A 26,065-nucleotide genomic window follows, 5' to 3' on the forward strand; every position below is an offset into this window, starting at 1 on the left:
ACCGAAGGGCCCGACGCCGGTCTCCCGACGCCAGGGTGGCTGTCCGGTTCCGCCGCGACGGACGCCCCTGGAGCTGTCCCCCATCGCCACCTCGGTCGGTGGGTCCGCAGTGGCAGGAACCGGCTGGATCCGAGGTCAGCGTATGGACATCGGTGGCTACCAGCGGTCCTGGGCACCGGATTTGAGGATTAATTGAGGATCTTCACACCGGGCGTGGCCACCGCCGGTGTCCGGGCCCGCGCATGCCCGCGCGGACCCGGACGCCGGCCGGGGCGGTGTCGGACCGGGTGGCCCGCCACCCGCCCCGGCCGGCCCGCGACACCCCTGGTACGCCGGCGGGTCAGCCGGCGGGTGGGGCGGTCCAGGAGGACCGGATCAGCTCCCGCTCGGTGGCGGCGAGGTGGGCGGTCGCGGCGAGCCACGCCCAGGCGTACCGGTCCGGGTCGGGATCGGTGAGCCGACCGAAGGTGTCCCGGCCGCGCCGGTCGGACTCGTCGGCGAGCGCCGCGGCCACCGCGGCGGCGGTGGTGAAGCCGGCGCGGCGCAGCGGACCCGCCAGCCCGGCCCGCTCGCCGCGTGCCGCCTCGGCGACGGCGCGACGACCACCGGAGACGGCCAGCTCCACCAGCCGGCGGACCCGCCACAGCGGGGACTCCGCCACCGCGTCGGCATCGACGGCGAGAACCGGTTCGGTCGTCGCGGCCGGGTCGCGCGGCGGCAGGTGTCCGCCCTGGATCTGGTCGTAGCCGAGGTCCGCCCGGCCGTGCCACTCCTCCGGCAGGCGCAGCGTCGCGGTGGCACCGGGCACCGCGCCGACCGCGAGCGGGCGCAGCGTGCTGGTCCGGTCCGGGTCCAGCCGACCGATCACCCGGATCCGCAGGCCGGGTCGGGAGGCGAGCCGCCGCAGGTTGGCCACGTGGGACAACGCCGGGTGGGAGTTGACCGGCACCAGCCGGATCAGCGGCCCGTCCGGCACCGGCGCGCGGTCCCCTCCGGCCGGGTCGGCGGGGGCCAGCTCGCGGGCCAGCACCTGGTCACCGACGGCCCCGACGACCAGCAGGTCACCGCCGACCAGCGCGGTCCCGGCCCGGGCCGGATCCTCCGGGTCGTCGGCGGCGAGCTGGGCGGTCACCACCTCGGCGAGCGGGCGGGCGAACAGGTCCGCCAGCGCTCCGGTGGACCAGTCGGTCCCGGTCAGCGGGGTGGCCCGGACCCCCTTGCCGGCGCCGAGTCGGCCGTCCGGGGAGACGGTGGTGCCGGTGATCCGCAGGCCGCCCCGGGCCAGCACCGCGTGGTTGACCGCGACCGCACCCATCTCGGTGACCGCCCGCGCGCAGTCCCGGGCCCGGTCCGGGCCGCCCGGTTTCACGTCACCGAAGGAGAGGCGGCGCCCGTCGGCGGCGACCAGATGGGTGACCACGCCGGCGTACCCGGTCGCGCTGATCACCGGTTCCCGGCAGACGCCGTACACCTCCAGCGTGCCGTCCGGCTGGTAGGCCCGCCGGAGGGTGCCCACCAGCGCCGGGTCGGGATCACCGGCGGCCAGCCGGCCGGCCACGTACAGCAGGTCGTGCAGCACCTCGACCAGCTCGGCCAGTCGGTGGCCGTTCTGCCGTCCCCGGTGGGCGCGCAGGCCGCGCACCGTACGCAGCGCGGCGCTCTCGGCGCGCGGCAGACCAGCCAGCCGGGCGCTGTGCGCGGCCCGCAGCAACTCGGCCTGGGCAACCGCGCCGGCGGCCGGTACGCCGGCCGCGAGCACCGCGGCGGCGGCCCGCCACAGCGCGCCGGCGGCGGCCCGTTGCGCCTTCGTCGGCGCGGCGCCACGGCCGGCGGACGTGCCGTCCGCGTCAGCCGCCTTCCCGGCACGTCCGTTCTTGCCGCTACGCCCGGTGCCCTCCGACCGGGACGGGGCGACGACGGTGGACGCCGGATGGGTGGCCTGGTCGGCGACCGGGCAGGCCACCAGGACGGCGGTCCGGTGCAGGCACCGGGGCGTCAGCAGGCAGCTGCACCGGGCCTGCTCCGGATCGGTGACCGCGCCCGTCGGTCCGGGCGTCAGGGTGACCAGGGCCTCAGGGCCGCAGTCGACCGACACCCCGCCCTCGGCCGGGGCGACCGGCACCCCGGCCACCCGTTCGACGGTGGCGTCCAGTCGTCGGTGCAGCCGGGGCGGCAGGGACGCCACCGCCGCGGCGACGACTCCCGGCAGCACCGGCGGCAACCGGTCGGTCTCCACGGCGATGGCTGTGCGGTCCGTCAACGTGATCCTCCGCGGACGCGGTCGCCCACCCAGCGGGCGAGTTCGAGCGGGCTGAGAGCGGCGACCGGCATGCCGGCCGCGACGAGCTGCTCGGCGACCGGCACCGAGTAGCAGGGCACTCCCCTGTCGTTCAGCGCGGCGCAGCCGAGCAGGTGCACCCCGGAACCGGCGAGCGTGCGGACCTCGCCGAGCAGCCCGGCCAGCGGGTAGCCCTCCTCGAAGTCGCTGACCACCGCGACGATGGTGCGGCTCGGCACGGTCACCAGCGAGCGGGCGTGGGCCAGTCCGGCGGCGATGTGCGTACCGCCGCCGACGCGCACCTCCAGCAGCAGCGACAGCGGGTCGTCGACCCGGTCGGTCAGGTCGACCACCTCGGTGGAGAAGGCGAGGAAGTGGGTGGACAGGGTGGGCACCCCGGCCAGGACGGCGGCGGTCAACGCCGACCACACCACCGACGCCTCCATCGAGCCGGACACGTCGACCACCAGCACCAACCGCCAGTCGGCCTCGTTGCGGGTCCGGGTGTTGAAGACCGGGCGTTCCGGCACCACCACCGTCCGGCCGTCGCCGAGCCGTTGGGTGTGCGCCAGGTTCGCCCGCAGCGTACGGGCGAGGTTGATCCGGCCGCCGGGACGGCGGGACGGACGCGGGTTGGCCAGCCCGGTCAGCGCCGGACGCACCTGCGTGGCCAACTGCCGGGTCAGCTCCTCGACCAGCCGCCGGACCAGGGGGCGCAGCTTGGCCAACTGCGCCTCGGGCAGGCCGCCGGCCAGGGACAGCACCGAGGTCAGCAGCTCCATCGAGGGGCGTACCGCCGCCGGGTCGAGTTCGGTGAGCACGTCGGTACGGCCGTTCTCGGCCGCCCGGGCGATGACCTCCTCGCGTACCGAGGTGCCGAAGAGCGCCTCGAGTTCGTCGGCCCACTCGCGGGCGGTCGGAAAGGAGGCTTCCTGACCGCCGCCGGCCGCCTGACCGAGGTCGGTGGCGCCCTCGCCCTGCCCGGCCCCGTACAGCTCGTCGAGCGCGCGGGCGTAGCGGCGGGCGTCGGCCGGCAACCGGTCGGGTTGGCGGCCGAGCAGCAGCCGCCACCGGTCCGCGGGCGTGAGCCCGGCGGCCGGGATGTCCGGTCCGGGTGCGACGCCGGCCGGCGCGTCGACCGGGCCGGTCAGCGTGCCCGGGATCGGAATGCTGCGGGCGACCAGGGCGGCCCGGCCGGCCGCGTCGGCGGCGGCCCAGCGGGCCAGCAGCTCGGGCGGAGCGGACAGGGCCAGGTCGAGCCGGTCGCCCAGCCGTTCGGTGACGGTGTGCAGCAGCCGCTCCCGGGCCGCCGGGGTGAGCACGTCGAACCCGCCGCGCAGCGCCGGCAGCCGGTCCAGGAACTCGGTGTCGGTGAGCCGCTCGATCCGTTCCAGCAGCGGGTCCAGCGCGGCCGGGGCGGACTGCAGCAGCGGGTGCGCCGCCGTGAGCAGGCCGCCGAGCAGCCGGTGCAGGTGCCGTCGGGTGTCCGGTCCGGTCGCCGCGTCGATCCAGCCGGCCACCCGGGCGCCCAGGGTTTCCAGGCCGGTCAGGTCGAGCAGGACCCGGGCGGCCAGGGCGGCGCCCTGGATCAGCGCCGAACCGGACCGGGCCAGATGGTCGAGGGCCTCGTCCAGGCGCAGCCCGATCCGCTCCTCGCCGGCCCGGACCGCGAGGTCGACAAGCGCGACGGCGTCGGCCGTGGCGTCGCTGCCGGCCAGGCCGGGCAGTCCACGGACCGCCGCGTCCAGCAGCGCGACGGCCAGCTCGGCCGCCCGGGCCCGACCGTCCGCCGTGGTGCCGGGCAGGTGTTCCCGGCGCAGCGCCTCCAGCAGGTCCAGTGCGGCCAGCAGCTCGGGCAGGGTGCCGGTGCCCGGCAGCACCGTGGCGGCCAGGTCGAGCCGGTCGGTGACCAGCTCGGGCAGGTCGCACCGGGCGGCGTCGCGGAGCCCGGTGAGCAGTTGCCCGGCGGTGGGGCCGCCGTCGGCGACCTCCCGGCGGAACCGCTCCCGCAGGGTGCCGGCCGCGGCCAGCGCCGCGGTCACCCCGCGCACGCCGACCAGGTCCAGTCGGGCCGCCACGGAGGGCGTCCAGGCCAGTTGCCAGCGGGTGGTCAGGGCCGCGCCGTCCCCGGTGCCGGACACCGCGATCGCTTCGCCGTAGCCGACGCCGCAGACCTGGAGGCGTTGCAGCAGGATCTCCCGCCGCCCGTCCAGCTCGGTGCGCAGCGGATCGAGCCGGACCTCGCGGGACTTCGGGCTGTCCGGGTTGGGCAGCCGCAGCGCGGCGAGTTCCGCCTCGACCGAGGGGCCGAGCCCGGACCGGGGCGTCCCGGGGGCGATCCGGCCCCGCTCGGCGCCGACCAGCACGGTCTCCAGCGCCCTGGCCAGCGCCCGGCCACGGCCGAGCAGTTCACCCTGGCCGAGCACGGTGGTCACCGCCTCCAGCACCTCGCCCCGGCCGGGGGCGGGCAGGTCCCGTAGCCGGGCCAGGTCGCCGGCGAGTCGTACCGTCTCGGCGGCCTCGCCGGTGCCGGCGGTGTGCCCGGCCGAACGGAGTTCCCGGCACAGGTCGGTGACCGCCCGGGCGGCGGCGGCCCGGATCCGTTCCGGGTCGCCGGCGGCGGTGAAGACGGACTGCTGCCAACGCGGGTCACGGATCCCGGCCGGGTAGCCGGACCGGGAGTCGAGCAGGTCGAACGCGTAGGGCACCAGCGAGGTGACCGCCGTGCCGCCGCCACTCCTGGTGGCCGGGCCGGCCGGGGCCGTCACGGACCGGAGCGGACCGGCCGGGGCCCCGCCGGGCCGGGTGGCCGCGGCGGTGACCTCGTCGGTCGACGGGGTGGCGAGCAGGGCCGGGGCGTGGAAGGCGCCGACCACGGCGGCGACCCGCCGGCCGTCGGCGCCGGCCTCGGCCAGCACCCGACGCATGTGCCGCTCCCGGGCCAGGTCCCGGGCCGGTACGCCGTCGCCGCTGGCGCTGTCGGTCCGCATCGCCCAGCCGACGCCGAGGGCGGCCCGGCGGACCGCCTCGGGCGGGCAGCCCGGGGCCCGCACCTCGACCACCCGGTCCCACAGGTCGTCGCCGTCCCGGCCGGTGCCGCTGGCGCCGAGCGCGGCGGCGTAGCCGGACCGGCGCGGGCCGGGCACCGGCGCACCGGCGTCGGGATCGCCGTCGACGGTCGGCTCGGCGTCGACGACGACCGGGTCCGGACCGGCGGCTTCGGCGGTCCAGCCCGGGTCCGCCAGCGGCAGGTCGCAGCAGACCACCTCGACGCCGCGCTGCCGGGCCCAGCGGATCGCGGCCAGTTCCGGGGAGAAGTCGGCGAACGGGTAGAAGCCCATCGGCCCGTCCGCGCCGTGGCTGCCGACCAGGGCCAGCGGGGCCCGCGCGGCCGGGTCGGAGAGGTACGGCAGCCAGTGCTGGAAGTCGGCCGGCAGCTCGACACAGACCACCTCGGCCCCGACGGCGTCCAGCAGGGCCGGGACCACCGCCGCCAGGGCCGGGCTGTGGTGCCGCACCCCGATCAGGTACGGCCGGACCGAGCCGGCGAGCGCGTCGACCACGGCGCGCGGGTCGGCCGTCACCTCGTCGACCGCCGGCGGGGCCGCGCCGCCAGACGTACTGGGGAGGGTCGTCAACGGAGGTTCTCCCGCAGGTCCCAGAGCCGGCGCCACATCGCCGAGCCGTCCTCGGCCCGGCGGCGGACCGGGCCGTCCCAGTAGCCCAGCAGCCGCGCGTGGTCGTTCTGGTCGTCCTTGCGGACCACGCCGAGCAGGTGCCCGGGGACCAGGTCGAGCGCGTCCCCGCCGGGCAGGTACGCGGCGGCCAGACCGAGCGACGCGGCCACCTGCACCGCCTCGGCGGTGGACATCACGGTGCCGGGCCGTTCCACGTCCCAGCCCTCGCCCGACCGGCCGGACCGCAGGTCACGGAATACGGTGACCAGCGCGTCCAGCACCGCGTCGTCCACCGTGTACGTCGCGCCGGCGCGCTGCACGGCGGCGGTGGCCTGCCGGCGGACCAGGTCGGTCTCGGTGTCCGCGTCGGAGATCGGGTGGATGGTCTCGAAGTTGAACCGCCGCTTCAGCGCCGAGGACATCTCCGACACGCCCCGGTCCCGGAGGTTCGCGGTGGCGATCACGGTGAACCCGGGCATCGCGCGGATCAGGCCGTCCTCGGTGCCGGAGAGCTCCGGCACGTTCATCCGCCGGTCGGACAGGATGGACACCAGCGCGTCCTGCACCTCGGGCAGGCAGCGGGTGACCTCCTCGATCCGGACCACCCGACCGGTGCGCATCGCGGTCAGCACCGGCGAGTCGACCAGCGCCTGCGGGGTGGGGCCCTGGGCGAGCAGCAGGGCGTAGTTCCAGCCGTACCGGAAGGCGTCCTCGGTGGTGCCGGCGGTGCCCTGCACGGTCAGCGCGCTGGTGCCGCAGACCGCGGCGGCCAGCAGCTCGGACAGCATCGACTTGGCGGTGCCGGGCTCGCCGACCAGCAGCAGGCCCCGCTCGCCGGCGAGGGTGACCACGCACCGTTCGACCAGGCTCCGCTCCCCGACGAACTTCGGCGGGATGGTCATGCTGGCCGGCAGTACGGTGCCGTCCGGACCGGTGCGCCGGCCGGCGGGCAGCGTCAACGTCTCGCCGTCGCTGCCCCGGATGAAGGTCACCACGGCGCGCGGGGTCAACGCCCAGCCCGGCGGCCGGGCCCCGTCGTCGTACGCGGCCAGGAAGGCCAGCTCGTCGGCGTACCGCTGTTCGGCGGAGAGAACCTGGGCGGCGGTCTCCGGCGGCGCGGTGGGGCGGACGTGTTCCGTCACGGTCACGGGTGTTCCTCGATCTCTCTCTGGTTCGGACGGGGTCGTTCGGGACAAAGGTCAGCGGTGGTTGCCACGGGTGGGCAGGTTGTCGAACCGGGGCCGGTCGCCGTCGCGGAAGCGTCGCCAGGCCCGCCGGTAGAGGTCGGCGGCCGGCGCGAAGGGCACGGTCACGCCGAGCCCGGCCGTACCGTCGGGCGCCAGGTCGAACAGGGTGACCTTCCAGCCCTCGATCGGCGCCTGCCCGCTGCCGCGCTCCAGCCACGGGCCGGGCAGGAACAGCGACCGACCGGCCCGGGACCGGCTGGCCTCGACGACCAGGTCGGTGCCGGCGAGTTCGGTGCGGGCCGCCTTGAGCTTGGCCGGCTTCCAGCCGGTCCACTTCGCCGTGTTGCGGTCGGTCGGGTCGGGCATGGCCAGCAGCATCAGGTACACCGCCGCCGCGTCGCCGCCCAGGCCGTGTTCCCCGGCCACCTCGGCGACCAGGTCGGGCACCGACCGGGTCGGATCCTGCGGCCACCAGGTCCCGTCCGCCGCCCGCGCGCCGCCGGCCGGCTCCCCCGGGTCGGCGAGCAGCGCCGCGAACCGCGCGTCACGGACCAGGCGCAGCGCCACCTCCATCGGGTACGGCTTGGCCGCGTCCTGCCGCAGCGCCGGCAGGTACGGGTCGGTCCCCTCGGCGTCGAGCAGGTCCGGCCGCAGCGCGGGCGACGGCTGGCCGTCGTACGTGGCCAGGACGATGGCCCCGTACCGTTCCCAGCCCGCACCGGTCTCCGACGGGCTGCCCGCCACCTGACGGAACGCGGGCAGCGAGACGTACGTGTCGACGTCGAGCAGCAGGCGCGGGTTGGCCAACCGGTCCCGGAGCACGGCCAGCGCGGCCGGCAGCGCGCCCCGGCACGGGTCGCCGGCCGGCGTGTGGTGGGCGACCCAGGCGGCCAGGGCGACCGTGGAGGACAGCACCTGACCGGTGAAGCCCGTCGCCGCGCTGTCGGCCTGCCGGGCCCGGTCGCCCCTGATCTCGAAGGTCAGGTCGGTGCTCAGCTCCACCGAACGGGCCGGGTCGAGCAGCGCCGGCAGCGCCTTCGCGGGGCCCCAGCCGGTGCGGACCGTGCGCACCGCCTCGGCGAGCAGCTGTTCGGGCACCACCACCCGGCGGCCCAGGGCGGCGTTCCAGACCGCCGCGGCGGCCGCCACGTCCGGACCGTCGGTCCACAGCCGGGCCGGCTCGTCCGGCAGCAGCGCCGCGACCACCGCCCGCCGGAGCTGCGGGCTGGCCTCGTGCAGCACCCCGAAGGCCAGCTTGACCTCGCCGACCTGCCTGATCCCGAGCGCCCGGCGCAGCTCGGTCGGCACGGTGCCCACCGAGTCCACGTACGGCAGGCCGGCCAGCACCAGCTTCGCGGCGGTGGGGGTGACGCCGGTCAGCTCGGCGAACCGCTCGGCCGCCTCCGGCCGCCAGGGCAGCGGGCCGCGCGCGGCCCACTCGGTGAGGAAGCCGGCCAGCCAGCCGTCCTTCCGCTCGTCACCGACCGGCGTCGAGGACTGCGTGGTGTACGGCTCCGGCACGGCGAACACACCGGCCGGGTCGTGGTGCAGCGCGTCGAAGGAGTAACCGGTGGCCGTGCCGCTGGAACTGCGGACAGCGACGAACGCCCCGTCGGGCAGCGGCAGGATGCCCGGCCGGCGGGGCCGACGGTTGCCCTCGTGGTCGTTCAGGTCGTCGTCCAGCAGGTGCAGGGTGCAGCGGCGCCACCGGCTCGATCCGACCGCCACGCTCAGGTCGAGCCGGTCCAGCTCGGTGAGCAGGGCACGCAGCGTCTCCCGGTGGTCGTCCGGGGTGACCGCCGCGACCGCCCGGTAGGCGACGGCGGCGACCCCGCCGAGCACCGGCCACCAGTCCAGGGCGGCCGGCAGCGACGGTCCGTCGAGGTGCAGCCGTACGCCGGGGTCGCTCCCGGTGGGGGTGGCCCGCTGGGCGGCGAGCGCCTGGAGCTGAGCGAAGGCGTGGACCGCCTTGTTCGCCCCGTAGGCCGAGCCACGCAGTCCGTCCAGCGCCCGGTTGAGCTGCTCGTCGGTGGGTCCGGTCACGGTGACCACCGGCGCCACCGCCGCCGGGGCGGACAGCGACCGGGTGAGCCGTTCGGTCACCGCGTCCAGGTCGGTGCGCACCCGGGCGGCCAGCCGCAGCAACCCGGCCACCCCGGCCAGCACCGCGTCGTGGCTGACCGCCGGCACCGTCGAGCGGACCAGCTCGACCAGCGCGTCCCGGTCGTCCTCGTCGGCGGTGGCCGGTCCACCGGAGGCGGCGGCCGGTGCGCCGACCGGGGCCGCCGTAGCGGCGACGGCCCGGCCGGGAATGGTCTGCGGGGCCCGGAGCAGGCCGGACCGGGTCGCCGCCTGGGCTGCGGCCCGCGCGGCCGCTTCGGCCAGGGCGGCACGGCGTTCGTCGAGGGCGACGGTGAACAGCGCGGCGGCGGTGTCCCGGTCGATCCGACGCAGGGCGGCGGAGCCGGCCGGGTCGCGGGGCAGCAGGTTGCCGAGGAACTCCGGCCCCGGCAGCGGGCGGGAACCGGAGGTGTAGTCCCGGCTGGACGGCGGGCCGGCGGCGGCCGACGCCACCCCGTCCGGGTCGACCAGGACGAGACCCTTGAGGACGGCGCGCGGCCGGTCGTCGCCGGGCAGCACCAACGCCGCGATCGGTTGCTGCCCGGGGGCCACGGTGACCGTACGCCCCGCCAGGTCCTCGCCGCGTACCGAGCCGTCCGGCAGGGTGACCACCCGCCAGCCGAGCAGACCGTCCACCGGCGCCGCGGCCGGGGTGGCCCGGTCGGACAGGGCGGGCCGCAGCCAGCTGCCCGACTCCTGGAGGCGGCTCCCGGCGACCGGAAGGTCGGCCAGGAACCGGGGCAGGCTGCGCCGACCGTGGGTGCCGCTGGCCGGGTCGTACTCGTGCCAGCCGTGGTCGCCGTCGTCCTCGCTGCGGCGGTGGACCCAGTGGGAGAAACCGTCGGTGATGACCGACCGTTCCGACGGGACAGCGGTGTCACCGGCGTGCAGCACGCCGTCGCCGGTGGTCCGTCCGCCACCGGGCAGCGGCAGGGTGATCCGGTTCGTGCGCGGCTGGCTGCCGTGGTGGTCACCGGCGATCGGCTGCGGCTCGCCGGGCGACGAGTGCCAGTAGCCGCGCAGGTTGTAGCCGAGCGACTCGGAACGCCAGTAGACCAGCAGGTGACCGTCGACGTAGTGGTAGCCGGGCTGGCCCCACATGTCGCCGGCCGGGATGCGCAGGTCGTGACGGAGCACGATGCCCTCGGCGCCGAGCACGCGCACCGTGGTCGGCCCGCCCAGGATCAGGTACGGCCAGGCTTCCTGCTGGACCGGCTCGATCCGGCGGTCGCCGCCGGTCACCTCCTGCCGGGCCAGCTCCCAGTCCGGCCAGCCCAGCTCGTCGATGAGGCCGCCGCGCAGGCTGCGGGCGACGTGCTCGACGAGGTCGACACCGAGGGCCTGCCCGAGGTCGCCACCCCCGGCGGGGCCACCGGGTCGGTCGAGGTCGCCGAAGACCAGACGCAACGCCTCGACCGGGAGCCGGCCCAGCCAGTCCACCGACTCCGGCAGGTACGGCAGTCCGGTGGTGAACCGGTCCCGGATCCGGGCCCGCAGCCAGTCGGTCAGCAGCGGCCGGACGCCCGGCGTGCCGACCATCCGGCGCAACGCGTCGGGCTTGTCGTCCAGCTGGTCGAGGCCCCGGCGCAGGGCCCCGGTGAACCGGTCGTCGCCGGCCACCGCGAGCAGGTCCCGTTCCCCGCCGACCCTGGCCCACTCCGCCAGGTCCAGGGCTTCGCGCTCCTTCGGCGGGTCCACCGGCAGGTCGAGGGCGAGCAGCAGGTCGAGCAGCTCCAGGTCGCCGTCGGCGGCGAGGGTCTCGCCGCTGGCGGCCAGTTCGGCGCGCAGCCGGTCGGCCATCCGCTCGACGAGCGGGTACAGCTCCGGCATCCGACGGCGGCGGTAGCCCGAGTTGGCCCGGCTCGTGAAGCGGCGCAGCCAGCCGACCGAGCCGTCCTGCGGGCGGGTCGGGCCCGGCGCGTCCGGATCGGAGAGTCCGGCGAGCGCACCGGTGTCGGTCAACAGGGTCAGCCAGGGAACCAGGTCGTCCCGGTCGGTCGGCATCAGGTCGAGCAGGCTGCCCCGCACCGCCGGGTCACGTCCGGCCAGGGCCGTCACCACCGGCCGGTGCGCCTTCCACCAGCCGGCCGGTGCCTCGGCGGTCACCGGCAGCCGGAGCAGCTCGGTCAGGTAGGCCGCCTCGCGGTCGGCGACCGCGGCGGCGCCGGACCGGCCGGCGGCCTTGGCGGCGGTCCGCACCAGCCGGTTCACCGCGTTGGCCGACTGGGTGGACGGCGCGACGCCGGCGGCCGCGGCCCGCAGCGCCAGCCGGCAGAACCGGTCGAAGGCCTCGTCGGCCGGCAACTGGGCGGCCAGTTCCTTCGCGTAGCCGGCCAACGCGGTCGCGGAGACCACCTTGGCCGAGGCGAACTCGACGTAGACCTCGTCCAGCCGGTTCAGGTCGACCGGCAGGCCGTGCTGCGCCTCCGCCTTGCGTGCCTTGTTGAACAGCTGCGTCGCGTAGGTGTCCTGCCCGGCGGCCAGGAACACCCGCGCCGCCTGCTCGAAGAACGTCGGCAGGAAGTGCGGCAGCGTACGGGCGAACCGGTCGGCGATCCCCTGGTGCCCGTCCAGGGCGGCCTTCGGTCGGGACCGGACCTGCTTGGCCAGCTTCTGCAACTCCGGCACCACCGCCAGGGCGTGCCTGCCGTCCGCCGGGTGGTGCACCAGCACCCACTCGGGGAAGGCCAACGGGCGACGCGGGCCCAGCCCGACGACGGCCGGCTCAGCGCCCGGCGTCAGGCCGAGGAACCCGACGGCGATGTCCTCGCCCTCGCCGAGGGCGGCGTCGACCAGGCGGACCACCGGCCGGTCGTCGAGGGCCGGATGCCGGTAGGTGCGGGCGGTCAGGGGCACCGCCCGGTCGCCGGCCCCGGCGGTGTCGGTCGGCAGCACCGCGCCGGCGGTCAACAGGCTCTCGGCCGAACCCTCGCCCGACATGGTCGTCATCGCGGTCACGCCTTCGTCCCCGTTCCGGTCACGGCGCCGGAGAGGGCCGTCGCCATTCGCATTCCTTCCGACCAGGCCACCGGCCCGACCTCGGTCAACCGCAGCGTCGGCCCGTCCACCACCGACCAGGAGAGGGTGCCCAGGGTCGCCTCGGAGTCCCAGTAGTCCTCCTCGAACCAGATGGCCGCCTCGACCGTGCGACCGGCCTCCCAGACCCGGCACCGGACCTGCGAGCCGGAGACCCGGAAGCCGAGCGCGGCGGCCCGGACGGCCAGCCGGTTCGGGACCGTGGTGCCCCGGAATTCGGTGACCGCGGTGTCCCGGTCCTTCAGGTCGGCGGGCCGGTCCCAGGTGCCCCGGTGCAGTTGCTCGATCCGCTGGGTGGCGTCGATCTCGTCGGCGAACTCGCGCAGGTCGGTCAGCTCGGCCAGACGCACCGGGTGGGGAAGCGTGGCGCTGGCCGGCGAGAACCGGACGGTCTCCCCGTCGAGGTTGACCACCCGCAGGTCACCGGTGTCGGTGACGTCCCGCAGGAAGCCCGACTCGGCCGGGTCGTCGCCGAGCACCACCAGGTCACGCAACGCGTCCCGCCAGGCCGGGTCCGGCCAGACCCGGGCCAGCAGCCCGGTCGGCACCGGCAGCGAGGAGACCACCCAGGCGTCGACCCGGGCCAGGCACTCGGCGGAGTGGCGGTCCAGCCACTGGGCGAGTTGGCGCAACCGGTCCACCTCGGGGCTGTCCCGCAGCACCTTCGGCAGGGTCTTCAGTGGACGGCCGGTGGCTCGCGGACCCGAGGACCGGGCCGCCACCTTCCCGTCGACGAGAGAGATCTCGTACGAGTCTCCCACCGGTAGCCAACCCATCAGGAATACCCTCCGCAGTGGCAGAAAGCCATATTTCACAAGGAATCGCCATGATCGACGACGCAGCGCGAGGCTAACAGTAGTGACCGACACAACCGGCCCCGCAGTGGCGGCCTCGGCGACGCGGAGGTCGGTCGCGCTGGCGCGGACGAGTCCCGGCCGGTGTCCCGCGGCGAGCGACGGACGAGGAGACACGGCCGGCAGAAGCCGGGTCGCGCCGAGGCTGCGGTCACCGGGGTGCCGAGGGGTGCCTTGTGCAGCGGCGAGGGCCGCCCCGGCACGTGGCGGGAATCAGCCGGCGACCGGAGGACGGGCGTGCCCCCGGAGCGGGGCGCGGTGCCGGGGAGCGCCTCCCACGCCAGGGGCGACGGGTCGGGCCCCTGCGGTGACGGCTGGGCCTGCGTGACCGGTCAGCGGCGACGGGCGTCGGGCCGCAGGGACGGGCTGGTCCACTCGTTGTCGGCCGGGTTGAGGGTGATCCCGGGCGGGACGATCTCGTCGATGCGGTCGAGAACGTCGTCGGTGAGCGTCACGTCGGCTGCGGCGAGCTGGGCTTCGAGGTGCGCCATGGTGCGCGGGCCGATGATCGGGGCGGTGACGGCCGGGTGGCAACGGACGAACGCGATGGCCAGCGCGACCAGGCTGATCCCGGCCTCATCGGCGAGCCTCGCCAGCCGGTCGGCGGCGTCGAGCTTGCGCTGGTTCTCCGGCAGCGACAGGTCGAAACGGTCCGCGAGGCGCTTCCGGGCCACCGACGCCGGGCCGATGTTGTCGGTGTCCCGGTGGTAACGCCCGGAGAGCCAGCCACCGGCGAGCGGACTGTACGGGATGACACCCATGCCGTACCGCTGGGTCTGCGAAAGGATCTCGTTCTCGACGGCCCGGGTGAGGATCGAGTAGGGGGGTTGCTCGACCACGAACCGTTCCCGGCCGCGATCCCGCGCGACGTACTGCGCCTCGACGATCGCGGAGGCCGGAAACGTGGAGTGGCCGAGGTAGCGGACCTTCCCCGCACGAACGAGGTCGGTCAGCGCGCCCAACGTCTCGTCGAGGTCGACCGCGGGGTCGTAGCGCTGCATCTGATAGAGGTCGATGTAGTCGGTGCCGAGCCGGCGCAGCGAGTTCTCGACCGCCTGCACGATCCAGCGCCGCGAGCCGCCGCAGTGGTTCGGGTCGTCGTCGAAGGGCATGAAGAACTTCGTCGCCAGCACGACGTCCTCGCGGCGCCCGGCGAGCGCCTTGCCGACGATGGTCTCGGACTCCCCCTGCGAGTACAGGTCCGAGGTGTCCACGAAATTGATCCCGGCGTCCAGCGCCCGATGGATGATCTTGACGCACTCGTCGTGGTCCCCGTTGCCCCACGCCCCGAACATCATCGCGCCGAGGCCGAGCTTGCTGACCGAGACGCCGGTACGTCCCAACAGCCGGTGCTCCATGGCGACACTCCTGAGAAGCTGGGCGGGATCAAGTGGGGGGCGCCCTGTCGAAGGCGAGAGGCGGGGCGGGTCAACGGGCGGCGTACTCCTCGTCGGTGACCAGGTCGCCCCACTCGGTCTCCGGGCCGCCGTCCTCCGGGGCCTCCCACATGGCCAGATGTGTCATGAAGTGGTCGGCGGCGGCGCCGTGCCAGTGCCACTCCCCCGGCGGCGTCCAGATCGTGTCGCCCGGACCGATCTCGACGACCTGGCCGCCACGGGACTGCACGAGCCCACGGCCCTCGGTCACGTGCAGGGTCTGGCCGACCGCGTGCCGGTGCCACGCGTTGCGGGCACCAGGGGCGAAACGGACCACGTTGACCCGCATGCGTGACGGGGTCTCGCCTTTCACGATCACGTCGTACCAGGCGTCGCCGGTGAACGTCTCCGCCGGTGCCCTGACCGTCGGCTGCTGGTGCAGGATCTCCATGCCGTCAATCCCATCCATCGGGTACCGAACTGGCTTCCCCAATGGATGGGGTTCATTCGTCCGGCGTTCCGACCGCCGGTGTGCGGCACCGGCGCCAGGTGGTTGCGCCCGGCCCCGCCCGGACCCGACACCCGGATCAGGGCGGGGCCGGGTCCGGGCGGGGCCGGGCGGTCGAGGTCAGGAGCGCCGGCCGGAAGGGATGACCTTCCACGCGATCAGCGCGGACACCGCCAGCAGGACCGCGGCGATGACCGAGGTGATCTGCATCCCGTGGGCGAAGGCGTCGCGGGCGGCGGCCAGGACCTGGGCGCCCTGCTCGCCGGTGCCGGCCAGGGCCTGGGTGCCGGCGGCCAGCGAGTCGGTGACCGCCGCGCGCGCGGGGGCGGTCAGACCGGACAGATCGGGCAGGCCGGCGCGGTACAGCGCCATGTGCAGGGTTCCGAGCAGGGCGATGCCGAGCGCGACGCCCAGTTCGTAGGACATCTCGGAGATCGCCGAGGCGGCTCCGGCCCGCTCTCGGGGCACCGCGCTCAGGATGGCGTCGGTGGAGGCGGTGAACGCCATCCCGATCCCCAGCCCGACCAGGATCAGCCCGGCGGCCAGGCCGGCGTAACCGGCCGCGCCTTCGGTGATCGCCAGCACGCCCAGCCCGGCCGCGGCCACCAGCAGCGCCGCGGCCAGGGCCCGTCCGACACCGAGCCGGGCGATGATCCGGACGGCGACGACGACCACGGCGATGGACGCCAGTGTGGCGGGCAACTCCCGTAGGCCGGCCTCCAGGGGCGAGTGACCACGGACCAACTGGAGGTACTGGGAGAAGAAGAACAGCAGCCCGCTGAACGCGAAGATGGTGATCAGCGAGACGAGGATGGTGCCGGTGAACGCCGGCCGGGCGAAGAGGGTGACGTCCACCAGGGGCGTCCGGAGCGTGCGCTGACGGCGTACGAACACCAGTGCGGCGCCCACGCTGAGCGCGGCGGCCAGCAGGCCGGCCACGTCGATGCCGCTCTTGGCGGTGTGTTTGACCGCCCACACCAGCGGCACGATCGCGGCCACCGACAGCACGGCGCTGACCAGGTCGAACCGGGCGGCAGCGGGGTTGCGCGACTCGGGCACCAGCAGCGCGACGCTGATCAGCACCAGCAGCATGATCGGCAGGTTGATGACGAAGACCGACCCCCACCAGTAGTGCTCCAGCAGGACGCCGCCGACCAGCGGGCCCAGCGCCGCGCCGCCGGAGGCGCCGGCCGACCACACCGCGATGGCGCGGGTGCGCTGGGCCGGGTCGGTGAAGACGTTACGCACGATCGACAGCGTCGACGGCATCAACGTCGCCCCGGCCACGCCCAGCAGGACCCGGGCGGCGATCAGCCAGCCGGCGGTCGGCGCGAAGGCCGCCACCAGCGAGGCGGAGCCGAAACCGGCGACGCCGATCAGCAGCAGCCGCTTGCGGCCGATGCGGTCGGCCAGCGTGCCCATGCTGATCAGCAGCCCGGCCAGGGCGAAGGAGTAGGCGTCGCCGATCCACAGCACCTCGGTGGAGGTGGCCCCGAGGTCAGCGGTCAGGGCCGGCATCGCCAACGCCAGCACGGTGCCGTCCACGGCCAGCAGGGTCACCGCCAGGGTGAGCGCACCCAGCGCGGCCCACTGCCGGGCTCCGGCCCGGACCGGGCGGTGGGATGTGTCGGGCGTGGCACCGACCGACGGGGAGGGCGTCGCGGACGTCATTCCCCCAAGCTACCGACCATATGGTCGGTTGTGCAAACCATTTGGTCGGCTCCTAGGATCGACGCAGCGGTGAAGCGCGCCGCGCGGAACGAGCCGGAGGCTGTGATGCAGGGTCGGGAACGCGACACGGTGAGAACCCGCCGGGTGGTGCTGGACGCCGCCGCGAAGGTGGTCGGCACACACGGCTCGGGCGCCAGCGTGGACGCGATCGCCCGGGAGGCCGGGGTCTCGAAGAGCGGCCTGCTGCACCACTTCCGCTCCCGCGACCAGTTGCTGCTCGCCCTGGCCGAGGACATCGCCGAGCAGTTCGCCGCCACCGTGTACGCGGCGGTCGATCCCCGCGACCACGCCCCCGGACGCCTGGTGCGCGGCTACGTCAACGCCACCTTCGACGATCTCCTCGACGGATCCACCGTCCCCGAGCAGGCCATGCTGGCCGCCACCCTGTCCACCGTCCCCGGCGTCGCCGAGGTGCTGCAACGCGACAAGCAACGGTGGCGGGAGGCGTTCGACGCCGACGGGCTGCATCCGCAACGGGCCCTGCTCATCGTCCGCGCGGCCGACGGCGTGGCCATCGCCGGCCTGTACGAGGGGGACAGCGATCCCGAGGAGCTGCGGCAGGCCCGACATCTGTTGCTGGCGCTCAGCCGCCAGGACGGCCCCCTCGTCGACCTCCCGGAGGCCGGCTGACCGGCGGCCCGGCGCGGGGACCTGCGCACCGGGGACCTGCTCGTCGGCGGCCTCGCGGAGCCGCCGCCGAGGTCGGCGGATCCGGCGACGGGCGGGCCGGACCCCACCGTGTCCCGTAGGACGGGGTCCGGCCCTCGTCGGTGGCGCTCCGTCAGCTCGCCGGGTAGCGGACCAGGTAGACCGGCGCGCCGGTCCGGGTCGTGTCGGCCGGTTCGCCCACGCCGTTGACCACGTGGTCGATCGTGCCGGCGCTGAGGTTCACCGTCATCACGTGGTGCAGCCGGACGCCCGGCGTCACCGGGACCTCGAAGCCGTTCTCCGTGTGGATCGAGGGATTGTTCTGGTTGAAGACGTAGACGCCGCCGCCGTGGAGCGTGTGGTGGCGTACCCGGTCACCGACCTTGTAGCCGGCCCAGCCCTGGACGTCGCCGTTCATCCAGTCGGCCTGCGTCGGCGGGTCGTACGGCAGCTCGTTCTGGTAGAGGACCGTGGTGCCGTGCTCACCGTTCCAGACGGTGTTGTACCGCTGGAAGTGCTCGACAAAGAGGCCGGTGGCGGTCACGTGGTCCCCGTTGATGACGGCCCCGTAGCGTCCGGTGTTGGTCCGCCACCGGTCGGTGTCGCCGTTCACGCCCTCGGTGAACCCCTCGACACCGTGGTCACCCCGCCACACCCAGGTGTGGTCGATCAGCACATGGTCGCTGTTGACCTCCAACGCGATGTGCGTCCTGCCGATGTGCGGGCCGCCGACCCGGAAGTAGACGTCGGAGAGGGTCGTCGGGTTGCGGGGGTCGCTGCGGTCGGGTCCGTGCTTGCGGCCCACCCGCAACAGGACCGGCGACTCGGTGAGCCCGGCGTCGATCGTCACGCCGGCCACGACCACGCCGGGAACACCGGCGACGTCCAGGGGGACGGCGCCGTCCACAGCGGTCAGCGTGGCGTGCCCGATGCCGAGGACCACCGTGTCGGGCCGCCGGACCTCGATGCTGCGCGCGATGTCGTACACGCCCGGGGTGAGCAGCAGGTGCCGGCCACGGGCGAGTTCCCGGTTGATCACGTGGACCGGGTCGGACGGCCGGGCGACGAAGAAGTCGCCGATGGGGATGGTCCGGCCCGGGGTCAGGCCCTCGGCCCAGGTGACGCCCCGGGTGTCGCGCCGCGCGGCGGGCACGCGGACCTGGTACCGGCCCTTAGCGTCGACGAAGAGGTACGGCTTCTCGCGGCTGACCGGGGTGGTGTCGAGCGTGGTGTAGGGCGGGTCGGGGAAACCGGCGTCGTCGGGCGCGCCGACGACACCCGCGAAGACCTGGTTCCACACCGCGTTGGACCAGCTCTCGACCTCGCTGTTGCGGGTCAGCCACTGCTGCTGCGACCCGTTCGTGGTGGCGGGCAGCCGGGAGTCGGCGATGAAGCCGCCGCTGGCGTACTGCGGGCCGGCGGTGCAGTAGTCCATCAGGGACAGGCCGCCGCCGCTGATGTCGAGCCGCCGCATCGACACCGCCTGGGACACCGCCCAGAGGTTCGCCGTGGAGCGGCAGCCGTCCTGGCCCGTGGCGTTGATGCGGAGCGACAGGTTGGACACGGTGCGCCAGAAGTTGACCAGCGCGATGCAGTTGGCGGTGCCGCCCTCGGTCAGGCAGCGGTTGTACGCCTCGATCTTGCCGTTGATGACGACGTCGGTGGGCGAGGCGCCCAGGCCGGAGATCTCGGTGTAGTAGCCGACCTTGATCTGGAGCGGCTGCTCGGCGGTGCCGTAGACCCCCGGCTTGAACAGGTAGGCGAACCGCCTGGTCCCCATCTCGTCGTTGACCTGGGCGGCGTGCGTGGCGTCGAGCTTCGCCTGGATCTCGCTGACCGGCATGCTCGGGTCGAAGACCGTGACGTGGGATCCGAGGTTCGGGGTGTCGGGGCGGGGCGGGCCGGCGGAGACCGGGCTGCTCACCGTGGTGGCGGCGAGGGCCAGCGCGAGCCCGAACGTGAGCGTCCGGCCGAGCCGTACCCGGAGGTGGGTGGGCGGGATCGTCAAGGGTTCGTCCTATCGACGAGGCGGTGGAAACGCCCGGTTCCGGCGGAGCGGTCCCGCCGAGAGAGCGCTCTCTCATCCTGTCGGAGATCTCGCGCTTTGTGAAGGGCCGTCCGGTCCGGCTCGGCCTCTCCCTCCACCGACGGCCCGTTGCCCACCGGAGCGTCGGTCGCCGCACGCCTGCGTGCGGCGGCGTCCCGCGAGAAAGGACGTCGCCGCACGACAGGCGTGCCCGATCCGCCACCGGTCGGACCGGCCACGGACACCGGCCCGACCTACCGTTCGGCGGTCGCCAGGTTCTCGCCGCGCCCGGCCCGCAGCAACTGCTGGCGCTGGCCGTCGCTGAACCACAGGTTGCGCGTACCGGGCCGGCGCGCCTCGTACGCCAACTGCTTGACGGTCTGCCTGACCACGACTTCCTTGAGCCTCCCGGCGAGGCGTCCGGCGAGGTGGAGCCCGGTCGCGGTGTCGTTCCGGCGGGCGAACTGGACGATGCCGGCGTGACGTCCCAGGCTGATGCACTGACCGACGAACCCCACGTCGACCGGCGCGGGCTGCTCCCCCGCGATCCGGCTGAGCACCGTCTCGGCGGCCTGCGGGCCCAACTGCACCGCGGCCTGACAACCCATGCGGTACGGCAGGCCCGACGGCGCCGCCGAATCGCCGGCCGCGACGACGCGTACGTCGTCCACGCTCGTCAACGTCTCGTCGGTGAGCAGGCGGCCCAGGGCGTCGGTGCTCAGCCCGCTGCGGTGCGCCAGGTCCGGCACGCCGAACCCGGCGGTCCAGATGGTCACGTCGCTCACCAGCTCACGGCCGTCCCCGAGCCGCACGCTGTCGCGAGTCACCGCCGTCACCGTCGCGCCGGGGCCCTCGACCACCGTCACGCCGAGTTCGGCGAGTCGCCCGGCCACCGCGCGCCGACCCCGCGGATGCAGGTACGGGCCGAGCGTCCCGCCGCAGACCAACGTCACGGTACGGCCCGCCTCCGCCAGCTCGGCGGCGGTCTCGATGCCGGTCGGGCCGGCTCCGACGACCGTCAGGGCGGCCGTCGCCGGTGCGGCGTCGACGACCGGCCGCAGCCGCTGCGCGTCCTCCAGGCTGGCGATCGGGTAGGCGAACTCGGCGGCTCCGGGCACCTGCGGGTCGGCGCTGCCACTGCCCACCGCGTAGATCAGGTAGTCGTAGCCGAGCGTGCCGCCGGAGGCCAACGTCACGCCGCGCCCGGCTGCGTCGATCCGGGTCACGGTGTCCACGAGCAGCCGGACGTCCCGGCCCAGGACGTCCCGGTAGTCCACGAGCGCGTCGTCGGATCCGCCCACCAGTTGGTGCAGGCGCAGCCGCTCCACGAAGCTCGGGCGCGGGTTGACCAGAGTCACGGTCACGTCGTCGCGTCGCGTCAGGCGATTGGCCGCCATCACCCCGGCGTATCCGCCGCCGACCACGACCACGTTGCTGTTCCCTGCCATGGTGTCTCCTTCGTCAGAGGGTTCGACCTGAAGACACCGTGCGACCGAGCATTGTGACAGTGCGTGACGCAGTTCACTCCACACCGTGGGGGTCGGCACCGTCGCCGCGACGCCGGCCCCGGTCCATCTCGAGCGCGCCGTCAGGCGGCGAGGGCGGCGTAGCGACCGGCGCGTTCCAGCAGGCCGTCGTGGCTGCCGGACTCGACGATCCGCCCGTGGTCGAGCACGGCGATCTGGTCCGCGTCCCGCACGGTGGAGAGCCGGTGGGCGATGGTGATGGTGGTGCGCCCCCGGGCCACCTCCTCGAACGCCCGCTGCACGGCGCGCTCGGTCTCGGTGTCCAGCGCGCTCGTCGCCTCGTCGAGGATCAGGACGCGCGGGTCGCGCAGCAGCGTACGGGCGATGGCGAGGCGTTGCTTCTCGCCGCCGGAGAAGCGGTGCCCCCGCGAGCCGACGACCGTGTCGTACCCGTCGGGCAGCCCGGCGATCAGGTCGTGGATCTGGGCGGCCCGGGCGGCGGCCTCGATCTCGGCGTCGGTGGCGTCCGGGCGGGCGTAGCGCAGGTTCTCCCGGACCGTGGTGTGCAGCAGGTAGGTCTCCTGGCTGACCACCCCGACGATCGCGGACAGGTCGGCCAGGCGCAGGTCGCGCAGATCGACGCCGTCGACGGTGATCCGGCCACTGGTCGGGTCGTACAGTCGGCTCACCAGCGCGGCCAGGGTGCTCTTGCCGGACCCGGTCTCGCCGACCAGGGCCAGGCCGGTGCCGGCCGGCACGTCGAGGGTGATCCCGGCGACGGCGGCGGTGTCGCTGCCGGGATAGTGGAAGGTGACGTCGGTGAGACGCAGGTCGCCCCGGACCCGGCGGGGGTCGACGGCGACCGGCTCGGCGGGGTCGTCCACCTCGACCGGCAGGTCCAGGTACTCGAAGATCCGGGCGAACAGCGCCAGCGAGGCGGTCACCGAGACGCCCACGTTGAGCAGGCCCATCAGCGGACGGAACAGTCCGCCCTGCAACGTGGTGAAGGCGACCAGGGTGCCGATGCTGAGCGTGCCGGCGGCGCCGGGCAGGCCGGCGCTGAGGTAGAGGACCGCCGGGATGGCGGCGAACACGATGCTCATCGTGGCCATCCGCCAGCGTCCGGCGAGTTCGGAGCGCAGTTCGAGATCGACCAGGCGGGCCGACGAGGCGGCGAAGCGGGCGGCCAGGGCGGGGCCGGTGCCGAGGGTCTTGGCCAGGTGCACGCCGCTGACCGAGAGCCCCTCCTCGACGGTGACGTTGAGGTCGGCCAGCTCCCGCTGGCGGCGCGCGGTGATCTCACGGCGCAGGTGGGCGACCCGACGGGTCAGCCAGATGGCCGGCGGCAGCACGACGAGGGAGACCAGGGCGAGTCGCCAGGAGAGCGCGACCATGGCCGCCCCGGTGGCGATCACGGTGGTCAGGTTGGACGCGATCGAGGTGGCGGTCGAGGTGACCACGCTCTGCATGCCGCCGATGTCGTTGGTGATCCGGGACTGCACCTCGCCGGTGCGGGTGCGGGTGAAGAACGCCAGCGACTGCCGTTGCAGGTGGGTGAAGACGTCGGTGCGCAGCCGGTGCATGACCTGCTGTCCGACCCGGGTGGAGATCCAGGTCTGCGCCACGCCCAGCACGGAGGTCACGGCGGCGACCGCGACCATGCCGCTCACCAGCCAGACCAGCAGCGTCAGGTCGCGCTCGGGCAGGGCCCGGTCGATCACGGCGCGGAGCAGGAAGGGCGAGGCCATGGCGAGCACCGAGGACACCACGATGATGCCGGTGACCGTGGCGAGTGCGCCCCGGTGCCGGGCGAACAGCCGGCCGATGCGCCGCAGCGACACCTGGCGGGCCTGCGCCTTCTCTTCGACGCTGACCTTGCGGGGGCCGCGGTCGCGGCCGGAGGGGTGGGGTTCCAAAGAGGCTTCCTTCCGTCGATAATGCTGAGGTTACCTCAACATGAGGGAGCAACAGCTTCTGCTGTTACCGTATTCCCGTGACGGCGGAGACCGACGAGCCCGAGAACAGCCTCGCCGAGGCGTTCTGGGCGGTGACGCGGCGGCTGCGCCAACGCACCCGGGAGGCGCTCGCGCCGTGGGACGTGACGCCCGCCCAGTCCCGCGCGCTCGGCGTGCTGACCCGGCACGGCGCGCTGCGGCTCAGCACGCTCGCCGAGCACCTGCGCATCGCCCCACGCTCGGCCACCGAGGTGGTGGACGACCTGGAGGCACGCGGCCTGGTGGGGCGCCGGTCCGATCCGACCGACCGGCGCGCCACCCTGGTCGCGCCGACCGAGGCCGGCACGCGTGTCGGGGCCGCCATCCAGGCCGCCCGCCGGGCCGCCGCCGAGGACCTCTTCGGGAGCCTCCCGGCGGCCGACCGGGAACAGTTCGCCCGCATCCTGCGTACGCTGCGCGACTGACCCGCCCGGAACCTGGTCGTCGTCCACCGGGGGCGGGTGGTTTTCCGATTCGGTCACCGGACCGCCTCGGATGATCGGGTCTCCCGGAGGACCCCGTGCTTCCATACCGATATGTCGATCGAGATTCCTGACCCCGTTCCGGTCGAGATCGTCGCCAGGTGCGCTCCGACCGATCCCCCGGACGACACCGTCCCGTTGACTCCCAAGGAGGAGCTCGACCTCGCCTGCACGATCGCGGCGTCGTTCCAGCAGAACATCCAGCACGCGGACAGCAAGGGAAGCATGCTCGCCGTCCTCGCGTCGGGGGTCGTGACCCTCGTCGTCACCCAGGCCGATCAGGTACGCGACGGCCTGACCGGAGCCCGGCCGGTCGCGGTCGCGTTCGTCGTCACACTGGTCGTGCTGGTGGCCGCGTTGGTGACGACCGGGCTGCACCTCGCCGCCGCGTTACGTCCCCGGATCACGCCTCCCGGCCCGGCCAACCGTTTCGCGTTCCCGGCGGTGGCCGGACGGGACACGTGGTCCTCCGACATCCGGGTCGGCGACCTGCGGACCGAGGCGTGGGCCCTCAACCGGCTGTTGGCCGACATCGCCCTGGCCAAGCATCAGCACATCGTCGGCGCGATCCGGGGCGTCGCCCTCCTGGTGGTCGCCTGCCTGACCATCCTGGTGCTGGGCGTCGTCACCGGTTGACGAGGGCTTTCCGCCACGCCGCGTCGCCCAGCGGGGTGAACAGCACGGTGCCGTCGTGGCTGGCCGAGGCGAGGTGACCGCCGCCGGGCGAGAACGCCACCCCGCAGACCCGGCCGTCGTGCGTGGTGGTCGTCAGCGCGTCTCCGGTGTCGGCGGACCAGATCCGGGCCGTACGGTCGTCGCCACCGGTCGCGATGAACCTGCCGTCCGGGCTGAACGCGACGCCGTGCACCCCGTCGTCGTGCGCCAGTTCGTGGAGCACCTCGCCGGAGTCGACGGACCAGACGCGGCAACGGGTGTCGTGGCAGGCGGTCGCCAGGCGTCGACCGTCGGCGCTGAAGGCGACCGCGGTCACCCAGTCGTCATGGGTCAGTTCCCGCCGGATCCCGAGGCTGAGCAGATCCCAGACCCGCACCAGCCGGTCGGCGCAGCCGGTGGCGAGCAGCCGCCCGTCCGGGCTGAACGCGACCGCCTTCACGAAGTGGGGGTGGGAGAACTCGACCAGTCGCCGCCCGGTGCGCGCGTCCCACACCCGGGCGGTCCGGTCGTAGCTCGCGGTCGCCAGGCGCTGCCCGTCCGGGCTGAACGCGACCGCGCTGACCCAGTCGGCGTGGTCGAGGACAGCCAGGCGTTGCCGCCGTACCGCGTGCCACACCCGGGCGGTGCCGTCGAGCCCGGCGCTGGCTATCAGCTCGCCGGTCGGGGAGAACGCCACCGCGGTGACGACCGGCGGGTACGACCTCCCGACGAGCAGCGGTGGGTTGGCGCTGCCCGTCGCCCGCCACGAGTGGCCCGGCGACGCCATGTCCCGTACCTGCACGTCGGCGAGCGAACCGAGCGCGAGCCGGCGTCCGGTCGGCGCGAAGGACACCGCGCTGAGCCGCTGTCCGGTGACGATCCGCGCCGGGACCACTCCGTCGGCCGCCCGGTCGTCGCCGGGCCACGCCGCCTCGGCGGGCATCCGGGCGAGCGCGAGCGCTCCCCGGACGACGGCCAGGTCCGGTCGGTCCAGGCGCAGGACGGTACGGCCGGACCGGCGGCTCAGCAGGTTGCCGACCAGGGGTATCCGGCTGGACCCGCCGACCGGCACGACGCGATCGACGTCCGCCCAGTTCATCCCCAGTTCGGTGAGCATGTTCTCGGCCACGTCCACGGCCCGGGTCAGGTCGGGGCGGAGCAGCGTGTCCAGCTCGTCACGGGTGAGGACGAACTCCTGCGGCACGTCCAGCTCGGAGAGGAACTCCCGGCTCGACGTCTCGCGCGACAGTTCGATCTTCATCCGTTCCGCGTCCGCCCGCAGCAGTTCGCGGCGACGCAGCAGGTCACCGTCGACGGTGCCGCCGCGCAGGAACGCCGTCGCGTCGGGGAACCCGTCGGCGATGTGCCGGACGATCCGCCGGTCGAACCACCGTCCGCCGACGTCGGACAGGTGCCCGGGGGCGCCGAGCACCTCGAACCGACGGTTCGGCGTCGACCGGGCCACCGCACAGTCGAAGGTGCCCCCGCCCAGGTCGAAAACCAGCGCGGTCATCGGCGCGCCGGTGGTGCCGGCGAACGCCGAGGCCGCCGCGGCGACCGGCTCGAAGACGACCCGTACGACGCGCGGGTCGAACCCCGCCCGTTCGGCGGCCGACACCATCCGGTCCCGCTTACCCTGCTCCCACGACGCCGGGACGGTGATCACCACCGTCTCCGGATCGCCCGGGACCTGGGCGCGGGCCAGCTTCCGGAGGAAGCCGAGCACCTCGGCGCACAGCTCCTCCCCCCGGAAGGAACGCCCGCCGATCATGGACGGCGTGTCGCTGCCGAAGTCCGCCTTGAACTCGCTGCGGAAGTGACTCGGCCGGGAACCCTTGGCCCGCTCAGCCGCGGCACCGACCACGATCTCGCCGGCCGCGCTCAGGAAGACCGAGGTGGGGATGCTCTCCTGACGGCCGAGTTCGCCGCGCGGGTCGCCGCAGACCACGGTGCTGCCGTCGTCCCGGCTGACCGCGACGACGGACTTGCAGGTGCCGAAGTCGATGCCGTAGGCCAGTCCCATCAGA

At 74.5% G+C, this 26,065-nt stretch carries 15 protein-coding genes; 3 read left to right on the forward strand and 12 right to left on the reverse strand.

Going from position 1 to position 26,065, the window contains the following annotated elements; all coding sequences use genetic code 11:
- Window positions 1-340: 340 nt before the first annotated feature.
- The 8 genes from QSK20_RS26185 to QSK20_RS26220 all read right to left on the reverse strand — a co-directional run bounded on the left by QSK20_RS26185 (window position 341) and on the right by QSK20_RS26220 (window position 16,708).
- Window positions 341-2,260: a hypothetical protein gene (locus tag QSK20_RS26185; protein ID WP_285791268.1), complete on the reverse strand. Its 1,920-nt coding sequence runs from the start codon at window positions 2,258-2,260 to the stop codon at window positions 341-343.
- Complete coding sequence (locus QSK20_RS26190; protein WP_285791269.1) at window positions 2,257-5,916, reverse strand: vWA domain-containing protein; 3,660 nt, start codon at window positions 5,914-5,916, stop codon at window positions 2,257-2,259. The genes QSK20_RS26185 and QSK20_RS26190 overlap by 4 nt, the downstream gene beginning before the upstream one ends.
- The gene (locus QSK20_RS26195) at window positions 5,913-7,103 is read right to left on the reverse strand and encodes an ATP-binding protein (RefSeq protein ID WP_285791270.1); all 1,191 of its coding nucleotides are present in this window, start codon (window positions 7,101-7,103) and stop codon (window positions 5,913-5,915) included. The genes QSK20_RS26190 and QSK20_RS26195 overlap by 4 nt, the downstream gene beginning before the upstream one ends.
- A 51-nt stretch (window positions 7,104-7,154) precedes the next feature.
- Entirely contained in the window at window positions 7,155-12,221 is a 5,067-nt protein-coding gene (locus QSK20_RS26200; RefSeq protein ID WP_285791271.1) for a hypothetical protein, read from the reverse strand.
- Complete coding sequence (locus QSK20_RS26205) at window positions 12,218-13,075, reverse strand: DUF4132 domain-containing protein (RefSeq protein ID WP_285791272.1); 858 nt, start codon at window positions 13,073-13,075, stop codon at window positions 12,218-12,220. Before QSK20_RS26205 ends, QSK20_RS26200 begins: the two co-directional genes overlap by 4 nt.
- 410 nt (window positions 13,076-13,485) lie before the next feature.
- Entirely contained in the window at window positions 13,486-14,511 is a 1,026-nt protein-coding gene (locus QSK20_RS26210; protein WP_285791273.1) for an aldo/keto reductase, read from the reverse strand.
- Window positions 14,512-14,581: 70 nt separating this feature from the next.
- Window positions 14,582-14,980, reverse strand: coding sequence for a (R)-mandelonitrile lyase (locus tag QSK20_RS26215; RefSeq protein ID WP_285791274.1), 399 nt, complete (start codon window positions 14,978-14,980; stop codon window positions 14,582-14,584).
- 177 nt (window positions 14,981-15,157) lie between these two features.
- Window positions 15,158-16,708: an MFS transporter gene (locus QSK20_RS26220; protein ID WP_285791275.1), complete on the reverse strand. Its 1,551-nt coding sequence runs from the start codon at window positions 16,706-16,708 to the stop codon at window positions 15,158-15,160.
- A gap of 129 nt (window positions 16,709-16,837) precedes the next feature.
- Here QSK20_RS26220 and QSK20_RS26225 point away from each other — a divergent pair, with 129 nt between their 5' ends.
- Window positions 16,838-17,398, forward strand: a complete 561-nt coding sequence (locus tag QSK20_RS26225; RefSeq protein WP_285791276.1) for a TetR/AcrR family transcriptional regulator — start codon at window positions 16,838-16,840, stop codon at window positions 17,396-17,398.
- 151 nt (window positions 17,399-17,549) lie between these two features.
- On the opposite strand, the gene QSK20_RS26230 is transcribed toward QSK20_RS26225, so the two are convergent.
- The 3 genes from QSK20_RS26230 to QSK20_RS26240 all read right to left on the reverse strand — a co-directional run bounded on the left by QSK20_RS26230 (window position 17,550) and on the right by QSK20_RS26240 (window position 22,824).
- Entirely contained in the window at window positions 17,550-19,424 is a 1,875-nt protein-coding gene (locus QSK20_RS26230) for a pectate lyase-like domain-containing protein (RefSeq protein ID WP_285791277.1), read from the reverse strand.
- A gap of 272 nt (window positions 19,425-19,696) precedes the next feature.
- Window positions 19,697-20,890, reverse strand: a complete 1,194-nt coding sequence (locus QSK20_RS26235) for an NAD(P)/FAD-dependent oxidoreductase (RefSeq protein WP_285791278.1) — start codon at window positions 20,888-20,890, stop codon at window positions 19,697-19,699.
- Window positions 20,891-21,030: 140 nt separating this feature from the next.
- The gene (locus tag QSK20_RS26240; RefSeq protein WP_285791279.1) at window positions 21,031-22,824 is read right to left on the reverse strand and encodes an ABC transporter ATP-binding protein; all 1,794 of its coding nucleotides are present in this window, start codon (window positions 22,822-22,824) and stop codon (window positions 21,031-21,033) included.
- Window positions 22,825-22,901: 77 nt separating this feature from the next.
- Here QSK20_RS26240 and QSK20_RS26245 point away from each other — a divergent pair, with 77 nt between their 5' ends.
- Both QSK20_RS26245 and QSK20_RS26250 read left to right on the forward strand, forming a co-directional pair.
- Window positions 22,902-23,327 carry a MarR family winged helix-turn-helix transcriptional regulator gene (locus QSK20_RS26245; protein ID WP_285791280.1) on the forward strand — a complete coding sequence of 142 codons (426 nt, stop codon included), beginning with the start codon at window positions 22,902-22,904 and terminating at the stop codon, window positions 23,325-23,327.
- Window positions 23,328-23,438: 111 nt separating this feature from the next.
- Window positions 23,439-24,020, forward strand: a complete 582-nt coding sequence (locus QSK20_RS26250; protein ID WP_285791281.1) for a Pycsar system effector family protein — start codon at window positions 23,439-23,441, stop codon at window positions 24,018-24,020.
- On the opposite strand, the gene QSK20_RS26255 is transcribed toward QSK20_RS26250, so the two are convergent.
- The gene (locus QSK20_RS26255) at window positions 24,010-26,061 is read right to left on the reverse strand and encodes an Hsp70 family protein (RefSeq protein ID WP_285791282.1); all 2,052 of its coding nucleotides are present in this window, start codon (window positions 26,059-26,061) and stop codon (window positions 24,010-24,012) included. The two genes, QSK20_RS26250 and QSK20_RS26255, sit on opposite strands and share 11 nt — an antisense overlap.
- Between the last annotated feature and the right edge of the window lie 4 nt (window positions 26,062-26,065).

Source organism: Micromonospora sp. NBRC 101691 (assembly GCF_030269285.1).
Classification (GTDB): domain Bacteria; phylum Actinomycetota; class Actinomycetes; order Mycobacteriales; family Micromonosporaceae; genus Micromonospora; species Micromonospora echinospora.

Bases quoted from the DNA above. Each gene is read 5' to 3' on its own strand.
- QSK20_RS26205 (WP_285791272.1), bottom strand. From the start codon at position 13,075: ATGGGTTGGCTACCGGTGGGAGACTCGTACGAGATCTCTCTCGTCGAC.
- QSK20_RS26210 (WP_285791273.1), bottom strand. From the start codon at position 14,511: ATGGAGCACCGGCTGTTGGGACGTACCGGCGTCTCGGTCAGCAAGCTC.
- QSK20_RS26215 (WP_285791274.1), bottom strand. From the start codon at position 14,980: ATGGAGATCCTGCACCAGCAGCCGACGGTCAGGGCACCGGCGGAGACG.
- QSK20_RS26220 (WP_285791275.1), bottom strand. From the start codon at position 16,708: ATGACGTCCGCGACGCCCTCCCCGTCGGTCGGTGCCACGCCCGACACA.
- QSK20_RS26235 (WP_285791278.1), bottom strand. From the start codon at position 20,890: ATGGCAGGGAACAGCAACGTGGTCGTGGTCGGCGGCGGATACGCCGGG.
- QSK20_RS26250 (WP_285791281.1), top strand. From the start codon at position 23,439: ATGTCGATCGAGATTCCTGACCCCGTTCCGGTCGAGATCGTCGCCAGG.
- QSK20_RS26255 (WP_285791282.1), bottom strand. From the start codon at position 26,061: ATGGGACTGGCCTACGGCATCGACTTCGGCACCTGCAAGTCCGTCGTC.